The 18,154-nt window shown below is 64.1% G+C and carries 15 protein-coding genes; 8 read left to right on the top strand and 7 right to left on the bottom strand.

The genetic code is table 11. The annotated features are described in order from the left end of the window. Positions 1 to 2: 2 nt before the first annotated feature. From PP4_RS22565 to PP4_RS22585, 5 genes are all read left to right on the top strand, one after another. Positions 3 to 677, top strand: a complete 675-nt coding sequence (locus PP4_RS22565) for a heavy metal response regulator transcription factor (RefSeq protein ID WP_012270545.1) — start codon at positions 3 to 5, stop codon at positions 675 to 677. Further along, complete coding sequence (locus PP4_RS22570; protein ID WP_016501443.1) at positions 652 to 2,040, top strand: heavy metal sensor histidine kinase; 1,389 nt, start codon at positions 652 to 654, stop codon at positions 2,038 to 2,040. Before PP4_RS22565 ends, PP4_RS22570 begins: the two co-directional genes overlap by 26 nt. A gap of 278 nt (positions 2,041 to 2,318) precedes the next feature. After that, positions 2,319 to 2,543, top strand: a complete 225-nt coding sequence (locus PP4_RS22575) for a hypothetical protein (protein ID WP_016501444.1) — start codon at positions 2,319 to 2,321, stop codon at positions 2,541 to 2,543. Between the two features lie 205 nt (positions 2,544 to 2,748). Then, positions 2,749 to 4,083 carry an OprD family porin gene (locus PP4_RS22580; protein ID WP_016501445.1) on the top strand — a complete coding sequence of 445 codons (1,335 nt, stop codon included), beginning with the start codon at positions 2,749 to 2,751 and terminating at the stop codon, positions 4,081 to 4,083. Positions 4,084 to 4,306: 223 nt separating this feature from the next. Further along, positions 4,307 to 5,797, top strand: coding sequence for a sensor domain-containing diguanylate cyclase (locus PP4_RS22585; protein WP_016501446.1), 1,491 nt, complete (start codon positions 4,307 to 4,309; stop codon positions 5,795 to 5,797). On the opposite strand, the gene PP4_RS22590 is transcribed toward PP4_RS22585, so the two are convergent. Beyond that, positions 5,794 to 6,270, bottom strand: a complete 477-nt coding sequence (locus PP4_RS22590) for a ferritin-like domain-containing protein (RefSeq protein ID WP_016501447.1) — start codon at positions 6,268 to 6,270, stop codon at positions 5,794 to 5,796. The two genes, PP4_RS22585 and PP4_RS22590, sit on opposite strands and share 4 nt — an antisense overlap. Before the next feature lie 200 nt (positions 6,271 to 6,470). Between PP4_RS22590 and PP4_RS22595 the strand changes: the two genes are divergently transcribed. Then, entirely contained in the window at positions 6,471 to 6,734 is a 264-nt protein-coding gene (locus PP4_RS22595) for a DUF3820 family protein (protein ID WP_016501448.1), read from the top strand. Here the strand turns inward: PP4_RS22595 and PP4_RS22600 are convergent. Genes PP4_RS22600 through ptsP form a run of 3 tightly spaced genes read right to left on the bottom strand, consistent with a single transcriptional unit; the run spans position 6,731 to position 12,267 of the window. After that, on the bottom strand, positions 6,731 to 8,470 hold the full coding sequence (locus tag PP4_RS22600; protein WP_016501449.1) for a PTS fructose-like transporter subunit IIB: 1,740 nt from the start codon (positions 8,468 to 8,470) through the stop codon (positions 6,731 to 6,733). The two genes, PP4_RS22595 and PP4_RS22600, sit on opposite strands and share 4 nt — an antisense overlap. After that, positions 8,467 to 9,414: a 1-phosphofructokinase gene (gene pfkB, locus PP4_RS22605; protein ID WP_016501450.1), complete on the bottom strand. Its 948-nt coding sequence runs from the start codon at positions 9,412 to 9,414 to the stop codon at positions 8,467 to 8,469. The genes PP4_RS22600 and pfkB overlap by 4 nt, the downstream gene beginning before the upstream one ends. Further along, a complete protein-coding gene (gene ptsP, locus PP4_RS22610) occupies positions 9,415 to 12,267 on the bottom strand; it encodes a phosphoenolpyruvate--protein phosphotransferase (protein WP_016501451.1) in 2,853 nt (950 codons plus the stop codon). It lies immediately after the preceding gene. A gap of 284 nt (positions 12,268 to 12,551) precedes the next feature. On the opposite strand from ptsP, the gene cra reads away from it, so the two are divergent. Further along, positions 12,552 to 13,547: a catabolite repressor/activator gene (gene cra / locus PP4_RS22615; RefSeq protein WP_016501452.1), complete on the top strand. Its 996-nt coding sequence runs from the start codon at positions 12,552 to 12,554 to the stop codon at positions 13,545 to 13,547. Positions 13,548 to 13,549: 2 nt separating this feature from the next. Next, on the top strand, positions 13,550 to 14,326 hold the full coding sequence (locus tag PP4_RS22620) for a TatD family hydrolase (protein ID WP_016501453.1): 777 nt from the start codon (positions 13,550 to 13,552) through the stop codon (positions 14,324 to 14,326). A gap of 107 nt (positions 14,327 to 14,433) precedes the next feature. Here the strand turns inward: PP4_RS22620 and ampE are convergent, their stop codons facing one another. The 3 genes from ampE to PP4_RS22635 all read right to left on the bottom strand — a co-directional run bounded on the left by ampE (position 14,434) and on the right by PP4_RS22635 (position 18,078). Then, positions 14,434 to 15,264, bottom strand: coding sequence for a regulatory signaling modulator protein AmpE (gene ampE / locus PP4_RS22625; protein ID WP_016501454.1), 831 nt, complete (start codon positions 15,262 to 15,264; stop codon positions 14,434 to 14,436). Then, entirely contained in the window at positions 15,261 to 15,833 is a 573-nt protein-coding gene (gene ampD, locus PP4_RS22630) for a 1,6-anhydro-N-acetylmuramyl-L-alanine amidase AmpD (protein WP_016501455.1), read from the bottom strand. The genes ampE and ampD overlap by 4 nt, the downstream gene beginning before the upstream one ends. Before the next feature lie 88 nt (positions 15,834 to 15,921). Then, complete coding sequence (locus PP4_RS22635) at positions 15,922 to 18,078, bottom strand: DUF1631 domain-containing protein (protein ID WP_016501456.1); 2,157 nt, start codon at positions 18,076 to 18,078, stop codon at positions 15,922 to 15,924. Positions 18,079 to 18,154: the final 76 nt, after the last annotated feature.

Genomic DNA, 18,154 nt, shown 5'->3' on the forward strand with positions numbered 1-18,154 from the left:
CCATGCGTGTGCTGATCATCGAAGACGAAGAAAAAACCGCCGACTACCTGCATCGCGGCCTGAGCGAACAGGGCTTTACCGTGGACCTGGCACGGGACGGCATCGATGGCCTGCACCTGGCCCTGGAGGGCGACTACGCGGTAATCGTGCTGGATGTGATGCTGCCTGGCCTGGACGGCTATGGTGTGCTGCGCGCCTTGCGCGCGCGCAAGCAGACGCCGGTGATCATGCTGACCGCCCGTGAGCGGGTCGAAGACCGCATTCATGGCCTGCGTGAAGGCGCCGACGACTACCTGGGCAAGCCGTTCTCGTTCCTCGAACTGGTCGCCCGCCTGCAAGCCCTGACCCGCCGCAGCAGCAGCCATGAACCGTTGCAGGTGCAAGTGGCAGACTTGTGGATCGACCTGATGGCACGCAAGGCCACACGCGCCGGCCAGCGTCTGGACCTGACTGCCAAGGAGTTCTCGCTGCTCAGCGTGCTGGCCCGGCGGCAGGGTGAAATCCTGTCGAAGACGGCGATTGCAGAGCTGGTCTGGGACATCAACTTCGACAGCGACGCCAACGTCGTGGAAGTGGCGATCAAACGCCTGCGCGCCAAGCTCGACGGGCCCTTCGACAACAAGCTGCTGCACACCATCCGAGGCATGGGCTATGTCCTGGAAAACCGTGCGGGGTAATTCCATCGCCCTGCGCCTGTCGGCGCTGTTCATTCTGGTGGCGCTGGGTGTATTCCTGCTGATCGGCTGGGCGCTGTATCGCCAGGTCGACCGCAGCCTCGACCTGCTGCCGCAAGCGGAGCTGGACGCGCGCTTCAGCGTGCTCGAATCCACCCTCAACCGCTTCGGCACGCCAGATCACTGGACCAAGATCAACAACAAGCTCAACCTGCTCAGCGAAGAGGACAAGCGCATCCGCTTCTGGGTGGTCAGCAGCAACCCGGCCTACGACTACGGTCACCCCAGCGAGCTGGTACGTGCCTTCGCCGAGGGGCCACAGGGCATGCGCGACCTGCACCTACCTGACCGGCCCTACCCGTACAAGGTGCTGGTCAGTGAACTGCCGGCGCTGGGCGAACGGCCGGCACTGCGCTTTCTGATCGGCATCGACACCGAAACCTTCTGGCAGGCCCAGCACAGCTTGCTGGTGGCGATTGTCGGGCTGGCAGTACTCGGCGTGCTGCTGGCTTCAGTACTGGGTTACTGGGTGGCGCGCATTGGCTTGCGCCCGCTGCTGGCGTTGTCCAACGAGGCCCAGGCCCTGGCCCCGCCACGCCTGGACGGCCGTTTGCAAACCCATGCCCTGGCGCCGGAGCTGGCACAGTTCGCGGGCGCCTTCAACGCCGCGCTTGACCGTGTCAGCCAGGCCTACTCACGGCTGGAAGCCTTCAACGCCGACGTCGCCCATGAGCTGCGCTCGCCGCTGACCAACCTGATCGGCCAGACCCAGGTCGCGCTCACCCGCGGCCGCAGTGCCGAGCATTACTTCGAAGTGCTGCAATCGAACCTGGAAGAGCTGGAGCGCCTGCGCAGCATCATCAACGACATGCTGTTCCTGGCCAGTGCCGACCAAGGCAGCAAGGCCACCGCCCTGACCCAGGCCTCCCTGGCCGAGGAAGTGGCAACCACACTCGACTACCTGGACTACATCCTCGAAGACGCCCAGGTCAGCGTGAGCGTGATCGGCGATGCCCAGGCGCCCATCGAAAAGGCCCATTTCCGCCGGGCGCTGATCAATCTGCTGAACAACGCCGTGCAGCACACTGCGCCGCATCAGGTGATCCAGGTGCAGATCGATGCCGGGCCCGAGCAGGTCAGCATAGCTGTGAGCAACCCGGGGCCGGCGATTGACAATGAACACCTGCCGTTGCTGTTCGAGCGCTTTTACCGCGTGGATGCGGCGCGCAGCAACAGCGGTGGGGGCAACCATGGGTTGGGGTTGGCGATCGTCAAGGCGATTGCACTGATGCATGGGGGGGAGGTGTTTGTGCGCAGTGGGGCCGGGCTCAATACCTTCGGTATCCAGTTGCCGATCCATACCTGACTGTCGACGCGCCCCCTGTGGGAGCGGGCAAGCGCGCGAACACGAGCGAAGCCCGTGCCATACACCGCGCTGCCTGCTTCGCGGGCTCGCCCGCTCCCACAAAGAACGCGTAACGCTTCTAGTGCGGGGTTTTGCGGCGAAAGTACTATTGCTTTTCTTTGGATCGTTACCTTTTGCGCAACAGTGCTTATCGCACTTCGCTCTGTTTCAAGTGCACTGAAAGGACTAACTTTACCCCTGTCCTCATTAGCACTTGCCCCGCAAGAAGGTAGTTTCAAATGTCCAACAGTATGGGTATTGCCAGCGTCTTCGTCCTGTCTTCCCTGTTGTTGTCGCCCCTGGCCATGGCCGAAGAATCCAGCGCTTTCGTCACCCGTAATGCAGAGCTCGCCGCCGTCCATCAAGACGCCCGCGAGGCGGTAGCTACAAACAAGGCTGACGCCGCCAAAGACGCTAAGCAGACAGCTTCCAAAGTTTCTGTCGATGCCAACGCCGACAGCTGATCAAGCGCTGTCACTGCTCCCGATTTCCCTTGGCTACGCATTGGGCACCACCGGTGCCGATATGTTAGCCTTTTAAAGCCGCTGCCGATCAGCGGCTTTTTTTATGTGCTTTAACTCTCAGCCACGCTGTAACGTCTACCTATAAAAAAGACGCACATTCAAAAATAAAAACTGCCCCACCGTCAGACCAAAGGAGCTAGTACCGGTGCCTTCCGCGTTCCGTTTTACCCCGCTGTTCATTGCGTTGACTGCAACGATCCCTTTCGCCGCCCAGGCAGATGAAGACAAGGCTGATGGCTTCATCGAAGGCTCGTCCTTCAACCTGCATTTCCGTAATGCCTACTTCAACCGCGACAACCACAACGCTGGCGTGCGTGACACCCGCGAGTGGGGCCAGGGCGCGGTTGCGCGCTTCGAGTCGGGCTATACCCCAGGCGTGATCGGCTTTGGCCTGGATGCACATGCCATGCTGGGCCTCAAGCTGGACGGCGGTGGCGGCCATGCCGGCACCAGCATCCTGCCCGAGCACATCAAGGACGACGGTGAGCTGGGCGCTGCCCCGCATTCGTTCTCCACTGCCGGTGCTGCGATCAAGCTCAAGGCGTTCGACACCGAGCTGAAAGCCGGTGACCTGTTCCTCACCAACCCGGTGATCGCTGGCGGCGAAACCCGCATGCTGCCGCAGACCTTCCGTGGTGTGAGCCTGACCAACACCAGCATCGACGGCCTGCTGCTCGAAGGCGGCCAGGTGAGCTTCACCCACCCGTACAACCAGAGCGGCCACCGCCGCATCGATACCTACTATGGGTCGCTGGACGAGCACGACAAGAGCAAGCACCTTAACTGGGCCGGCGCGTCGTGGAGCGGTACCGAGAACATCACCACCAACCTGTACGCCGCCGAGCTGAAGGACATCTGGAACCAGTACTACGCTGACTTCGACTACACCTACGTGGTCAACGACCTGGTGAGCCTGAACCCGGGCGTGCACTTCTACCACACCCAGGACACCGGCCAGGCCCTGCTGGGCAAGATCGACAACAACACCTACAGCGTGCACTTCACCGTCAACGCAGGCTTCCATAGCGTCACCGCCGCCTACCAGCGGGTCAATGGCAACACGCCATTCGACTACATCAACCTGGGCGACAGCGTGTACCTGGACAACTCGCGCATGTACTCGGACTTCAACGCGCCGAACGAGCGCTCGTGGAAGCTGCAGTACGACTATGACTTCGCCGGTGTCGGCGTGCCTGGCCTGACCACCTCGCTGTCGTACTCGCGCGGTGAAGCCGACCTGACCAAAGCCACGCAGGACACCAGCCACTACGACTACTACCGTGAAGATGGCAAGAACGCCATGCACTGGGAACGTGATCTGGACGTGAAGTACGTGTTCCAGGAGGGTGACCTGAAGGACCTGTCGGTACTGGTGCGCTACGCCACCCACCGTGGCAGCCAAGGTTATGCGTCGATCGACAGCAACAGCGACAACGACGAAGTGCGGGTGATCGTCGACTACCCGCTGAACGTGTTCTGATCCAGTACCGCTAGCGAGGGCTCCGCCCTCGATCGCCGGCAAGCCAGCTCCCACAGGTAGTGCATAACCGCTAAGCCTGATGCTGTACCTGTGGGAGCTGGCTTGCCGGCGAAGGGCTGCGCAGCAGCCTCAGACGTGATTCCGTCGGACAAATCTTGTCCGACAATCACTGCTTCCCTAGAATGTCGCCGCCGCGAATGGCCCTGCCCACGCAGTAGCGAGCATGCCCACCCGATTACCGCGCTTCGCATTTCACAGGTCGCACCCCGAGCTGACCCTCAACCTGGGCAGTTGCCTTGCCGTGCTCGCCATCGTGGCCATCGTCAGCTTCCTGCTGGCACGTGAACGGGACAGCGTCGAGCTGTCGGCCATTCGCTCGTCCAACAACATCGTCCAGCTGATCGAAAGCGACATCCTGCGCAACGCCGAACTCTACGACCAGTCACTGCAGGGCCTGATCTGGGCCGTGGGGCGCAAGGAGTTGCCAGAAATACCCGGCCCGCTGCGCCAGCGCCTGCTGTTCAATGAAGCCTTCGTCGACCGCAAACGCGGTGACGTGCTATGGCTGGACAAGCAAGGCAATGTGGTGGGCGACTCCACCAGCAGTGTGCCGCGCAAGGCCAACTTTGGCGAAACCGGTGTGTTCAAGGCACACCAGGCCAACGCCAATCTGGGCTTGCTGGTAGGCCCGCCATTCAAGGCCAAGCTCGGCGACCTGGACTGGTGTATCAGCTTCAGCCGGCGCATCCCCGGCCCCGATGGCGAGTTTGCCGGGCTGGCAGCAGGCGCATTGCGCCTGTCGTACTTCAGTGAGCTGTTCCAGCGCCTGGACATCGGTGACGACAGCAGCATCAACCTGTTCAATACCGACGGGCAGCTCCTCGCCCGCCAGCCCTCACGCCCGCAAGACCCGCTGATCGGCACCAACTATGCCGAGCGGCCCAACTTCAAGCGCATCCTCAGCGAACAGAGCGGTAACTTCACAGCCCGGTCTGGCAGCGACGGCAACCCGCGCATGTACACCTTCGCCCGGGTCGCGCAGTTGCCGCTGATCGTGCTGGTGGTGCACTCGGCCGACGAGGTGTTCCAGTCCTGGCGCCGCACCGCGATTCTGGTGAGCGTCGCCACAGGTGTGCTGTGCGTGGGCATTCTCTGGTTGACCCTGCTGCTGGGCCGCGAACTGCGCCGCCGCCAGGAGGCCGAGCAGGGCCTGGCGACGTTAGCCGCCACCGACAGCCTGACCGGCCTGGCCAACCGCCGTCGTCTGGACCAGGTGCTGCGCCAGGAATGGGCGCGTGCGCAGCGCAATCGCAAGCCATTGGCCGTGCTGATGGTGGATGTGGACCACTTCAAGGCATTCAACCAACGACACGGCCATGCCGGTGGTGACCACGCGCTGCGTGAGGTGGCCAAAACCATCGAGGCGAGCATCCGCCGTCCTGCAGATCTGGCCGCTCGTTATGGGGGGGAGGAGTTTCAGGTAGTACTGCCGGAAACCGACCTTGCCGGCGCGCGGCTGCTGGCCGAGCGCATTCGGACCAGTGTGGAAGCGCTGGCACCTTTTGCCGATGACGCCCACTCGGTGACGGTGAGCATCGGCATAGGCCTGTCCGGCCCCCAGCACGACCTGAGCAGTGTGCTGGGGGCTGCGGACGAAGCGCTCTACCGGGCCAAGGCCAAGGGCCGCAACCGGGTAGAGGGGCCCGACGCTTAGGAGCGGGCGCGGGCGGCGTTGCGCAGTGCCTTGACCTGGTCATGGTTGCGCTGCACGCCTTGCAGCTGTTTTTCCACCAGGCCATAGGTCATGTCACTAGCGCTGCGGCCCAGTTTTACCAGCTTCTCACGGGCTTCCTTGTAGGCCTTGAGGGCGTGGTCCTCGCCGCGCTCGACTTCATTGAGCACCGCTTCTTCATCCTTGCCGGTAACCATCGACTTCAGGTTGACCCACCCACGATGCAAGTCGCCGCTGATGCTGGTGGAGGTTTCCGGGTCGCCGCCCAGACGACGCACTTCGCTTTGCAGTTCGCCAGCGGCGTTGGCGCATTCACCCGCACGCTGAACGAAGAACGCTTTCAGCTCTGGATTCTTCACGTCATCGGCCGAGGCTTTGAATCCTTTCTCGCCATCCTTGCTGTATTCGATCAGATCGTTGAGTACGTCAATCACGTCTTTGTTGGGGTTGCTCATGGTCGAACTCCTTGGCAGGTGATAGTCATCTACAGAGTTGCAGCGTTCGTGCCATGCTCTCTAAAAAAATAAATTCTTTATTTTTCAATTAGTTATGGAAATAAAAAGAACGGATGATACCGGCGTTCTGCATGATCGCCGCTTGGGCCTTCGTGCAGATTGCAGTATGGTCGGCGCTTTCCACTCAAGGTGCGCCGAAGATGAAGCCGGAAATGCTCGAATTGCTGGTGACCCGCAGCATGCCGTTCGGCAAATACCAGGGGCGCATCATTGCCGACCTGCCGGGGGACTACCTGGCGTGGTTTGCGCGCAAGGGCTTCCCCACGGGGGAACTGGGCGGGTTGCTGGCGTTGATGCATGAAATCGACCACAACGGGCTGGGGGATCTGCTGGTACCGTTGCGCAAGAAGCATGGGAGCTGGCTTGCCGGCGATAGGGCCGGCAGGGCCAACCAATGGTTCTAGCCTTTCACTGACGCTACGGCCAGCTCTACCTGCTCGCTCTTCTTGATCACCGCATACACCACCGCCGTCAGCAGGCTACCCGCGACAATAGCCAGCAAATACAGCAAGGCATGGTTGATCGCATTGGGGATAAGCAGCACGAACAAGCCGCCATGCGGCGCCATCAGCTTGCAACCGAAGTACATCGACAATGCCCCTGTCAGCGCACCACCGGCGATACTGGCCGGGATCACCCGCAGCGGGTCCTTGGCAGCGAACGGGATCGCCCCTTCGGAAATGAAGCACAGCCCCAGCGCCAACGCGGCCTTGCCCGCCTCACGCTCGCTCTGGGCGAACTTGCGCCGGGCCAGGAATGTGGCGATGCCCAGGCCGATCGGCGGCACCATGCCGGCGGCCATGGTCGCCGCCATCGGTGCGTAGCTCGACGACGCCAGCAACCCCACCGAGAAGGCATAAGCGGCCTTGTTGATCGGCCCACCCAGGTCGACACACATCATGCCGCCCAGCAACAGCCCCAGCAGAATGGCATTGGTGGTGCCCATGCTGTCGAGGAAGTGCGTGAGGCCTTCGAGCATGGCCGCCACCGGCTGGCCGACCACGTAGATCATCACCAGGCCGGTGACCAGGCTGGCCAGCAGCGGAATGATCAAGATCGGTTTGAGCGCCTCCAGGCTACTGGGCAAGCGGGCCCAGCGGGCAATGGCCTTGGCGCTGTAACCGGCAATGAAGCCGGCGACGATGCCACCGATGAAGCCGGCACCCAAGGTGCTGGCCAGCAGGCCACCGATCATGCCCGGCGCAAGCCCCGGGCGGTCGGCGATGGACCAGGCGATATAGCCCGCCAGCAGCGGCACCATCAGCTTGAACGCGGCCTCACCGCCGATTTGCATCAACGCAGCCGGCAAGGTGCCCGGCTGTTTGTAGGCCTCGATGCCGAACACGAACGACAGCGCAATCAACAGGCCGCCCGCCACCACCATGGGCAGCATGAACGACACGCCGGTGAGCAGGTGCTTGTACACACCCGTCTTCTCACCCTTCGCCGTCGTGGCAGCCGCGGCGGCATCGGCGCTGGTTTCCACTTTGGCTTCGGCCAGCGCCTTGTCCAGGGTGGCGCGTGCCTGCTTGAGCGCAATGCCGGTGCCGCACCGGTAGATACGCTTGCCGGCAAACCGCGCGGTAGGCACTTCGATGTCAGCAGCCAGCAGTACGACATCCGCTCCAGCGATGGCCTCGGCAGACAAGGGGTTACGCGCACCGACCGAACCCTGGGTTTCGACTGTGAGCTGATAGCCCATTTGTTGCGCGGCTTGCTGCAAGGCCTCCGCCGCCATGAACGTGTGCGCGACGCCCGTCGGGCAGGCCGTGACTGCGACGATGCGTGTGCCAGCGCTGGCAACCTCGGCCGGCGCGTCTGCTGCAGCTAGCAGTAGTTGGGCGTTGGCCGCCGCTTCATCGAGAAAGCCCTCGCGGTCGGCCAGGGCCCGGGATGGCGTGCTCTGGTACACACGCTTGCCGACGAAGCGGGCCAGGTCCACCGGGCCGGTGCTGATCACCAGCACCCAGTCGGCCTCGGCAATCTGCACGGTGCTCAGTTGCCGCTCGGGGTGCCCGGCATCCTGCACTTCCACACTGGTGCTCCAGCCGCGCCGCTGGGCAGCGGCAGACAGCAAGCGCGCGCTCAGCACACTCGACACCTGGCCGTTGGGGCAGGCGGTGACAATGGCAATGTTCATCGGCAACCCTCTTGTTGTTCTGTCAGTTGCACTGCGGCTTCCATTCGCGCCAGCTGCTCACGGTCACGGATGCCGAAGCCAACCTGGGTGACGGCCTGGGCGGCAATCGCCGTGGCGCGGGCCAGCGTCTGCGCAGGGGCCTCGCCCTGCAGCAGGCCATGGACCATGCCGGCCACCAGCGAATCCCCCGCCCCTACCGTGCTGGCAACCCTTACCTTGGGCGGGCAGGCATGCAGGGCCAGGTCGCGGGCGAACCAGCTGACGCCCTGTTCGCCGGCAGACACCACCACATGTTCAACGCCGCGGCTCAGCAACTGCTCGGCGGCAGCACGTTGCTGCGCTGGGTTATCCACAGCCTGGCCAAGCACTTCGCCGAGCTCTTCAGTATTGGGTTTGACCAACCAGGGCGCGCTTTGCAGGCCGGCGCGCAAGGCTTCGCCGCTGCTGTCCAGCGCCACCTTGAGGCCAAGGGCCTTCAACCGGTCCAGTAACTGGCAGAACCAGTCGGCGCTGATCCCTCGCGGCAGGCTGCCCGCCACCACCACGGCATCGTGCCCCGGGGCGACCTGCTGCAGGCGGTGCAGCAAGGCACTGCATGCCGCCTCGTCGACCTCCGGGCCTTGGCCATTGATGTCCGTGACGCGGCCATCGGCCTCAACCAGCTTGATGTTGCTGCGGGTTTCGCCCGGCACGCGAACAAAGCAATCGGTAAAGCCGCGCCAGTCGATCAGCGCCTCGAACGGCTGCAGGTTATCGCGCCCGAGGAAACCGCCAACGGTCACGCTGTGCCCCAGGTCGGCCAGTACCTGGGCAACGTTCAGCCCTTTACCCGCCGCGTGGCTCTGTTGGGCCTGGCTTCGGTTGACCTGCCCCGGGCGCAGGGTATCGAGGCCGATGGTGATATCCAGCGCCGGGTTCAGGGTGAGGGTGAGGATCTTGGCCATTCAGTAACGCTCCACCAGCGCGCGAACCGCTGCGGCGCTGTCTTGTTGCAGGGCCTCGCGCGCCAAGGCGCGGGCCGTCTGATGATCAGCCTGGCGAACCAGGGCCTTGACTTCGGCGATGCTGCGCGCGGACACGCTGAGTTCGTCCACGTCCAGCCCCAGCAGCACAGGCACCGCCTGGGGGTCGGCCGCCAGCTCGCCGCACACGCCCACCCATTTGCCGTGGGCATGGGCGGCGCGCACGGTCATGTCGATCAGGCTCAATACCGCCGGGTGCAGGCCGTCGGCCTGGGCCGAAAGGCTGGGGTGACCACGGTCGATGGCCAGGGTGTACTGGGTCAGGTCGTTGGTGCCGATACTGAAGAAGTCCACTTCGCGCGCCAGTTGCGCGGCCAGCAGGGCCGCCGAAGGCACCTCCACCATGATGCCCAGTTGCAGGTCGGCCACCGGGATTTCTGCACGCAGGCGCTCGACCATGGCCCGCGCCTCGCGCCACTCATGCACCTGGCCCACCATCGGGAACATGATGCGCAGCGGGCGCTGGTCGGCGGCCCGCAGCAAGGCGCGCAGCTGGTCTTCCATCACGTGCGGGCGTTGCAAGGTCAGGCGTATGCCGCGCACGCCGAGGAAGGGGTTTTCCTCGGCGTTGATCGGCCAGTACGGCAGCGGCTTGTCGCCGCCGACATCAAGGGTACGCACCACCAGCGGCCGGCCGTCCAGGCCATCGAGCACACGACGGTACTCGGCCTCTTGGGTGGCAACGTCGGGGGCCTGGGTGTGGGCCATGAAAATCAGTTCGGTGCGCAGCAAGCCCACACCTTCGGCGCCCTGCTCCACCACCTTGGCGATGCCGCTGCCCTCACCGATGTTGGCGAACACTTCCACGGCGTGGCCATCGCGGGTGACAGCGGGTTCAAAACGGTTGGCCCAAGCGGCCTGCAAACGCTGTTCGCGTGCATCACGCTCGGCCAGCGCGCGTTGCAATTCATCCTCCGGCGGTGCCACGCTGACCACGCCGCGCTGGCCATCCAGCAGCAATGGTGTGCCAGCTTCCAGCAACAGGATCGCCGCCCCCGCGCCGACCACAGCCGGGATGCCCAAGGCACGGGCGACAATGGCACTGTGGGCGGTGGCACCACCCTGTGCAGTGACAATACCGGCGACCCGGTTTGGGTCCAGCCGGGCGACGTCGGAAGGGCCAACTTCGGTCATCACCAGTACGTACGGTTGCTCGGGCTCAGCCTGGGCGTGCACACCGCACAATTGCGCCAGCACGCGGCGGCCGATGTCGCGTAAATCGGCGGCGCGCTCGGCCAGCAGGGCATCGTGCAACGCCTCCTGCTGGCGGGCCGCGGCATCGATCACTGCCATCCACGCCGCCGCAGCGCTTTCTCCCTGGGCAAGGCGCTGCTCGGCATCGTCGGTCAAGGCCGGGTCGGCGAGCATTTCCTGGTGAGTGACGAAAATCTCGCCAATGGCCTTGTCGCTGCGCTGGACCAAGGTCTGCAGCTCACTGTGCACCGTTGCCAGGGCCTGGCGCAGCTTTTGCCGTTCCTCGGCACAGGACTCGCCGCGCAGGGGGTAGTCGAACTCACGCTCGACACACACATGGGCAGGGCCACTGGCAATGCCAGGGGCAGCGCCCACGCCCTGAACCCGGCTACCGGCCGCGGGGGCTTGCAGCACCTGGGCGGCAACACTGGCAACGGGCTCCGCACTTTGCGGCAGCGGCTCCACCTCTTCACCCAGGCCTTGTTCGATAGCAGCCAGCAGCACCGGCAAGGCATCGGCGGCGATACCCGGCTCGGCCACCAGTTCCAGGGCCTGGCCACGACGGGCACCGAGGCTGAGCAGCTTGCTCAGGCTCTTCACCGACACCGCCGGCTGCGCGCTGTCGACCAGACGTACACGGATTTCCCCTTCAAAACCTTTCGCCAGTTGCGCCAGCACCTTGGCCGGGCGGGCATGCAAGCCATGCGGGTTGGCCAGCACAATGCGCGCGCTGGGCCAGTCTGCTGGCGCCTCGCCGCCCAGCACTTCCAGCACTGCACGGCTGCTGGTGGCCTGATAGAGCATCTGCCCGCGGCCTTCTATCAGCACTTCACACAAGCGTTCAAGCAGGGCCTGATGAGCCGCGCCAAGGCTGGCCAGGCAGAACAGGCCATTGAGCGGCTGGTCGCGGTAACGCAGTGGCTGCTGTGGGGTAATAAAAGCCAGGCCCGGCTGGCGCACCTGGCGCTCGCTGTGCAGCCACCACAGGCCCTCGCCCAGTGGCAGCGGCTCGACCTGCTGCAGCACAGCGGCAAAACCGCTGTCGACGCAGTCGGCGCGCTGCAACAGGCGGGCACCGCGCCAGGCCAGTTCGTCGAAGTCTTCAACCGGCAGGTTCAGGCCGACCAGTTGCGCATCCAGCGCCAGCTCTTGTGGCGCGCCTTGCAGCAGCTTGAGCAGTGCTTCGGCGGAACTGGCCCGGCGCAGCGCCTCGGCCAGGTCGGTCTCGCCCAGGGCGCGGGTCAGCAGTTGCAGCAAGCGCAGGTGTTCGTCGGAACGGGCGGCGATACCGATGGCCAGATAGACCATTTGCCCATCGCCCCAGTCCACGCCATCGGGAAACTGCAACAGACGCACGCCGGTGGCATACACCAGATCACGGGTTTGCGGGGTGCCATGGGGGATGGCGATGCCCTGGCCAAGGAAGGTGGAGCCTTGCGCCTCGCGGTCCTGCAACCCCTGCAGGTACCCCTGCGCGACAAGGCCGTCGGCAACCAGCCGGTCCGCCAGCAGGCGCAACGCCGCGGCCTTGTCGGCGGCCGTCTGGCCCATGGCTATCTGCTCCTTGGCGAGTTCGAGCATGACCTTCTCCTTTTGCAGTTCCCGGTCGGGTACTGGAGTATTGTTGTGAAATTCACATGAAGGGCCAGTTCAACAGCCTTGCACAGATGGCAGCCGAGGCAGAAAATTCGGCAGCTGAAACGTTTAATCTGACCAGACGGCCACGTTACTCGATAATCTGCCCGGTAAAAAGCCCCATCCTGTCGGACAATTGCGACAATGGTCGTCTGCGCATGGCGCCAGCGCCGGGTCAAAATACCCGGTCCGGCCTCAGAGCCAGCCCCGGAAATAACAAGGAAAATTCGGTGAAACTCAGCGATATCGCCCGTCTGGCCGGTGTGTCCGTGACCACGGCCAGCTACGTCATCAACGGCAAGGCTGAACAGCAGCGCATCAGCAATGCCACTGTCGAACGGGTGCGCGCGGTGGTCGAAGCCCACGGCTTCACACCCAACCCGCAGGCCGCCGGCCTGCGCAGCCGACACACCCGCACCCTGGGCTTCATTCTCCCGGATCTGGAGAACCCCAGCTACGCCCGCATCGCCAAGCAGCTGGAGCAAGGCGCCCGCGCCCGTGGCTACCAGTTGCTGATCGCCAGCAGCGACGACCAGCCCGACAGCGAGCGCCAGTTGCAGCAACTGTTCCGCGCGCGCCGTTGCGATGCCCTGTTCGTCGCCAGCTGCCTGCCGCCGGAAGACGACAGCTACCGCGAAATGCAGGACAAAGGCCTGCCGGTGATCGCCATCGACCGCCGGCTGGACCCTGCGCACTTCTGCTCGGTCATCAGCGATGACCGCGATGCCAGCCGGCAATTGGCTACCAGCCTGCTCAGCGCCGCCCCACGCAGCATTGCCCTGATAGGCGCACGCCCCGAGCTGTCGGTCAGCCAGGCGCGTGCCGGCGGGTTCGACGAAGCCCTGCAAGGCTATACCGGTGATATCCGTCGCTACCAGGGCGAGGCGTTCAGCCGTGAGTGCGGCCAGCGCCTTATGCAACAGCTTATCCATGACCTGGGCGGCCTGCCGGATGCCCTGGTGACCACCTCGTACGTGTTGCTGCAAGGGGTGTTCGACACCCTGCAGGCGCGCCCTGCCGACTCGCGCCAGTTGCAGCTGGGCACCTTTGGTGACAACCAGCTGCTCGACTTCCTGCCACTGCCGGTCAATGCCATGGCCCAGCAGCATGGCCTGATTGCCGCCACCGCGCTGGAACTGGCACTGGCCGCAATCGAGGAAAAACGCTACGAACCTGGCGTGCATGCCGTGGGCCGCACCTTCAAGCAGCGCATCACGGTGGCCTGAACATGCGCCTGATCGACACCCACACCCACCTGGACTTCCCCGACTTCGACGCCGACCGCCCGCGCCTGCTGGCCAACGCGGCGGCACGCGGGGTGCAACGGATGGTGGTACTGGGGGTGTACCAGGCGAATTTCCAGCGTGTGTGGGACCTCGCCTGCACCGATCAGCGCCTGTTCGCAGCACTCGGCCTGCACCCGGTGTACCTCGACCAGCATCGCCCGGAGCACCTGACGCAACTGCGCGAATGGCTGGAACGTCTGCATGGCGACCCTCGGCTGTGCGCCGTGGGTGAGTTTGGCCTGGACTACTACCTCGAAGACCTGGACAAAACACGCCAACAGGAGCTGTTCGAAGCGCAACTGCAAATGGCCTGCGACTTCGAACTGCCCGCGCTGTTGCACGTACGCCGCAGCCATGCCCAGGTAATCGCCACGCTCAAGCGCTACAAGCCGGCGCGAGCGGGCGTGATTCATGCGTTTGCCGGCAGTTACGAAGAGGCGCGCGAATACATCAAGCTGGGCTTTCGGCTTGGGCTTGGCGGTGCCGGCACCTGGCCACAGGCGCTGCGGCTGCGCAAGACGCTGGCGCGCCTGCCACTGGAGAGTGTGGTGCTGGAGACCGATGCGCCGGATATGGCGCCGGTGATGTACCCGGGGCAACGCAACAGCCCGGAGCATCTGCCCGACATTGCCGGGGCGCTGGCCCAGGTAATGGGAGTGGATGTAGAGGCGCTGGCGCAAGCCAGTAGCCGCAATGCTTGCGAGTTGTTTGGCTGGTGAAACTCAGGTGAACGCGTTTCTTGTGGGAGCGGCCTTGCGTCGCGAAAGGGTCGCAGAGCGGCCCCAGCAATTTAAGCGGCGAAGCTGAAGCTCCCACAAGCTTCAGATCAAACCAGCACGGTCCACAACGCGAACCCGGCATACCACAACACCGCACAGCGCAGCAGCAGCTCCCACAGGCTGTCCAGCCGCCCCAGCCCACGCTGGCTGTCTTCTTCATCGGGAATATCATCGGCAATGCGCCCCACCCGCGCCACCAGGTGCGCAGCACTGATGTGCCAGTTGAGCACCTCGTGCAGCATCACCCGGGTCACTGCGAGGAAGTTGCCCACCAGCGCAAAGCTCAACGCCATCAAGCGAACCGGCAGCCAGTCCATGATGTGCCGCAGTTGTTCGGCCCGCGCCTTCAACGCAGGCTGCTTGCTGTGCTCGCCACACAGCGCCAGCAGGCGATATGCCAGCGCCGCACCAGGGCCCAGCACGAAATACCAGAAGATCACCGCGAAAAAGCCTTGGTACACCTGCCACAGCAGGTTGCCCTGCACACGCACCAACAGGCTATGCGGCTCGTCCGCCACCACGCCCAGGTCGCGCTCTGCAACATGCAGCGCCGCTTGATCATCACCGCGTCGCCAGGCATCACGGAACGGTCCCAGCGACGCCTTGGCATCGCCACGGCCCAGGCTGTAGACCAACACCAGCAGATGCACCGGCAACGCCAACAGCCCATAGGCCACCGGCTCCAGCACATGCAGCAGCAACACCAGCAGCGCTACCGGTGCCAACACCAGGATGGCCAGCGTCCACCAGGGGTGCACCTTGCCGCTGCGCTCCAGGCGTACCAGTTCGCCAAGAAAGAACCCATCACGCTGCACTTGATGGCGCAGGGCCGAAAACTTCTCGACCCACAGCGCCAGCAGCAACACCAGAAAACTCATGCCTTGTCCTCGTTGTGCAGCAACGCTTCACGGTAGCGCGGCCAATCGAACGACGGGCCGGGGTCGGTCTTGCGTTGCGGGGCAATGTCGCTGTGGCCCTGAATACGGCCCAGGTCGATGGCCGGCCAGGCGCTGCGAATGTGCCGGGTTAGCTGCTCCAGCACGCCGTACTGGGCATCGGTATAGGGCAGGTCGTCGGTGCCTTCCAGCTCGATGCCGATGGAAAAATCGTTGCAGCCTTCGCGCCCGTCGAAGCACGACACACCCGCGTGCCAGGCGCGCTCCAGCAATGACACGAACTGCGTCACCGCCCCGTCACGCTCGACGAACAGGTGCGCCGACACGGTCAGCTGGCTGATGCTGGCGAAATAAGGGTGCTCGTCGGGGTCCAGGCGATTCTGGAAGAACTGCTGCACCTTGCCGGTACCAAAGCAGGCCGGCGGCAGGCTGATGTTGTGGATCACCAGCAGGGAAACCACTTCGCCTTCGGGGCGGGCATTGAAGTTCGGCGAGGGGCAGTGGGTGATTCCGATTCCGTGGAACCAGCCAGTGGCACGGTCCAATTGCATGGGGCAAATCCTGAAAGCGCCTTGAACAGAACCACAGTATGCCCTGCCGCCAACGCCGTTGGCATGTGAATGATTGTAATGTTGCCGGCTACCGCACCTGCGGTTGCCGCAGCCCGTCGAGCACCGCTTCCAGCGCCCGCTCGAACAACAACCCGTCATCCAGCACCCGCACGTCCCCCCGGTGTAGCGCCTGCGCCAGGCCCGCGCCGCTCCACTCTCGCACCTTCATGCCGGTGCGGTTGGCAAACACCAGCCTGTCGCTGCTGTCGATATGTGCCACCAGCTTGCAGCGCAGCGGTTCGTCCTCATCAAGTACTTCAACCCAGGTCCCGATGCGCAAGCGCTGCACCTGCCGCAACGCTGCAGCCTGGCCATCGGCAATGTGCAAGGGCGCGCAGGACGGTTCTTCGGCAATCGCCAGCACGATATCTTCGTCCACCAGCACTTCGGCCAAGGGTTGGCCATGGCCAACCGCTAGCTCGGCGCCTGCGCAGGCACGCAGGTGCAATTGCTCCAGTTGCAGGAAGAATTCACGGGTTGCCGCCGAATTCAGGGCCACGCTGGCCAAGCCATCGCGCAGCGCCTTGAGCAGGCCCGGCACCTGCTGCAACAGGGTTTGCGGCTCATGCCCGAGGGTGATAGTGGCCAATAGCGTGTCCACCGTCTGCAAGCTATCCCGCCAGGCCTGGGAGGCTTCACCCTGCTTGAGCCAGGCCAGCAGCAGCACCTGGCTCCAGGCCTGTACCAGCATTTGCACGACCACCAAGGGCAAGACCCGGCCACGCAGGCGCTGGTTGAGCACCCGCTGTACCTGCTGCCGGGCCTGCAGGGCACGGGCACGCCCTTCTTCGGCGTCGCGCGTGCGTTGCTCAAGCAATTCGTTGCGCCGCCGTTCCTCCTGGTTGAACGCAAGGAACTCGTCGAGCAGTTCGGCAAACAGGCCGGTATCTTCGGCGAAATCATTGATCAAGCGCTGGACTATGCGCTCTACCCGCAAGTGCAGGCTGTCGCGCAGGCCTTCGCCACCGCACTCCCAGCCAATGGCTGCGCCCGCGATTTCGTTGAGCAGCCGGCGTGCAGGGTGACTGGCCCGGCTGAACAACCCCTTGTCCAGCAGGGCGACCTTGAGCAGCGGGATATGCAGGCGCGCGATCAGCGCACGCAGGTTGGCCGGCAGGTTGTCGTCGCCTTGAATACAGGCGAACAGCAGGCCGACCAGGTTGATCATGTCCTCGTCGGCTACGGCGATGCGCCGGCGCGTGCCACTGCGCACGCTGACCCGCAGCAGCAGTTGTTCGAGTTGTTGGCCGAGTTCGAAATCATCAGGCTCGCCGGTAGCCGGCACGTAGTGCTGCAAATGCGAAAGCAGGCGGACCAGGTCAGCGGTGCTGATCGACTGGGCCGCAGCCACCGCCTGCAATCGCGGTGCGAACTGCCCGCGCGCCGGGGCCAGCAAGGTTTGCAACGAGGCAAAGAAGGCCTGGCCTGCCGCATCCGCCCCCACTTCCTGACCTTGGCTTGCCGGCCCTCGTCCTGCCCTCATGCGCCGGTCTTCGGCACGCCGGCGCGGGGCCGGTTGCAACTCGGGCAGCACACCGGCGACGGCCAGCAACTGGTTGGCTTCGGCATAGATGACGTCGACATCGCGCAAGACATAACGCTCGAAAAGCTTGAGCAGGACCAGTTTGACCCGTAAGCCCACCCCCAGATTACGGCCAGCTTCAAGGAAGTACCCGCACAATGCAGCAGGGCCGAGCGGGTTGCGCTGCTCATGCACGGGGCGGTCGAGCAAGGCCTGCAAACGCAGGCCCAGTTGCTGCAGGGCAATACCATCGCGCGACAGCACCCGCGCGACCATGCCTTCGATGGCCGCAGCCCGTTCCAGTTGCACCTTGCTACGCAGGTTGCCTGGTTCTGCCAGTTGCGCCAGCAGGTCGACCTGGCCGATGCGGGCGTAGGCGTCATAGAAGGTATCAAGGAAGCCGCGTTCGATACTTTTGCGCTTCAGGCGCAGATCGCGCATGGCCTCGAAGTACAGGTTCTGGTCGCAGCGATCAACGGCCTTGTCGGCCATCTCGAACAGGGTGTCGTCAGCATTGTCGAACAGCGCCTGCAAGCCCTGGCGCAGTTGCAGGGCAGCCTTGTCGCGCACTTGCAGGAGCAATACCGGAAGGCAAGGCAGAGGCGTACGCCCCCCTCGGTCGATGGCTGCCGCCAGGGGCACCACCTTGCCTTCTTTTTGCATCCTGGACTCCTTGCAGGGTGTCTTGCCCGAAGGGGCTGTAAATCGTCAAAGCTATGACGCCAAATACTGGTCGCCA

This window comes from Pseudomonas putida NBRC 14164 (genome assembly GCF_000412675.1).
GTDB classification, from domain to species: Bacteria; Pseudomonadota; Gammaproteobacteria; order Pseudomonadales; family Pseudomonadaceae; genus Aquipseudomonas; species Aquipseudomonas putida.

Bases quoted from the DNA above. Each gene is read 5' to 3' on its own strand.
- PP4_RS22590 (WP_016501447.1), bottom strand. From the start codon at position 6,270: ATGAGCAACCCCAACAAAGACGTGATTGACGTACTCAACGATCTGATC.
- ampD (WP_016501455.1), bottom strand. From the start codon at position 15,833: ATGCAATTGGACCGTGCCACTGGCTGGTTCCACGGAATCGGAATCACC.
- PP4_RS22585 (WP_016501446.1), top strand. From the start codon at position 4,307: ATGCCCACCCGATTACCGCGCTTCGCATTTCACAGGTCGCACCCCGAG.
- PP4_RS22565 (WP_012270545.1), top strand. From the start codon at position 3: ATGCGTGTGCTGATCATCGAAGACGAAGAAAAAACCGCCGACTACCTG.
- pfkB (WP_016501450.1), bottom strand. From the start codon at position 9,414: ATGGCCAAGATCCTCACCCTCACCCTGAACCCGGCGCTGGATATCACC.
- PP4_RS22600 (WP_016501449.1), bottom strand. From the start codon at position 8,470: ATGAACATTGCCATTGTCACCGCCTGCCCCAACGGCCAGGTGTCGAGT.
- ptsP (WP_016501451.1), bottom strand. From the start codon at position 12,267: ATGCTCGAACTCGCCAAGGAGCAGATAGCCATGGGCCAGACGGCCGCC.
- PP4_RS22570 (WP_016501443.1), top strand. From the start codon at position 652: ATGTCCTGGAAAACCGTGCGGGGTAATTCCATCGCCCTGCGCCTGTCG.
- PP4_RS22575 (WP_016501444.1), top strand. From the start codon at position 2,319: ATGTCCAACAGTATGGGTATTGCCAGCGTCTTCGTCCTGTCTTCCCTG.
- PP4_RS22595 (WP_016501448.1), top strand. From the start codon at position 6,471: ATGAAGCCGGAAATGCTCGAATTGCTGGTGACCCGCAGCATGCCGTTC.
- PP4_RS22635 (WP_016501456.1), bottom strand. From the start codon at position 18,078: ATGCAAAAAGAAGGCAAGGTGGTGCCCCTGGCGGCAGCCATCGACCGA.
- ampE (WP_016501454.1), bottom strand. From the start codon at position 15,264: ATGAGTTTTCTGGTGTTGCTGCTGGCGCTGTGGGTCGAGAAGTTTTCG.
- PP4_RS22620 (WP_016501453.1), top strand. From the start codon at position 13,550: ATGCGCCTGATCGACACCCACACCCACCTGGACTTCCCCGACTTCGAC.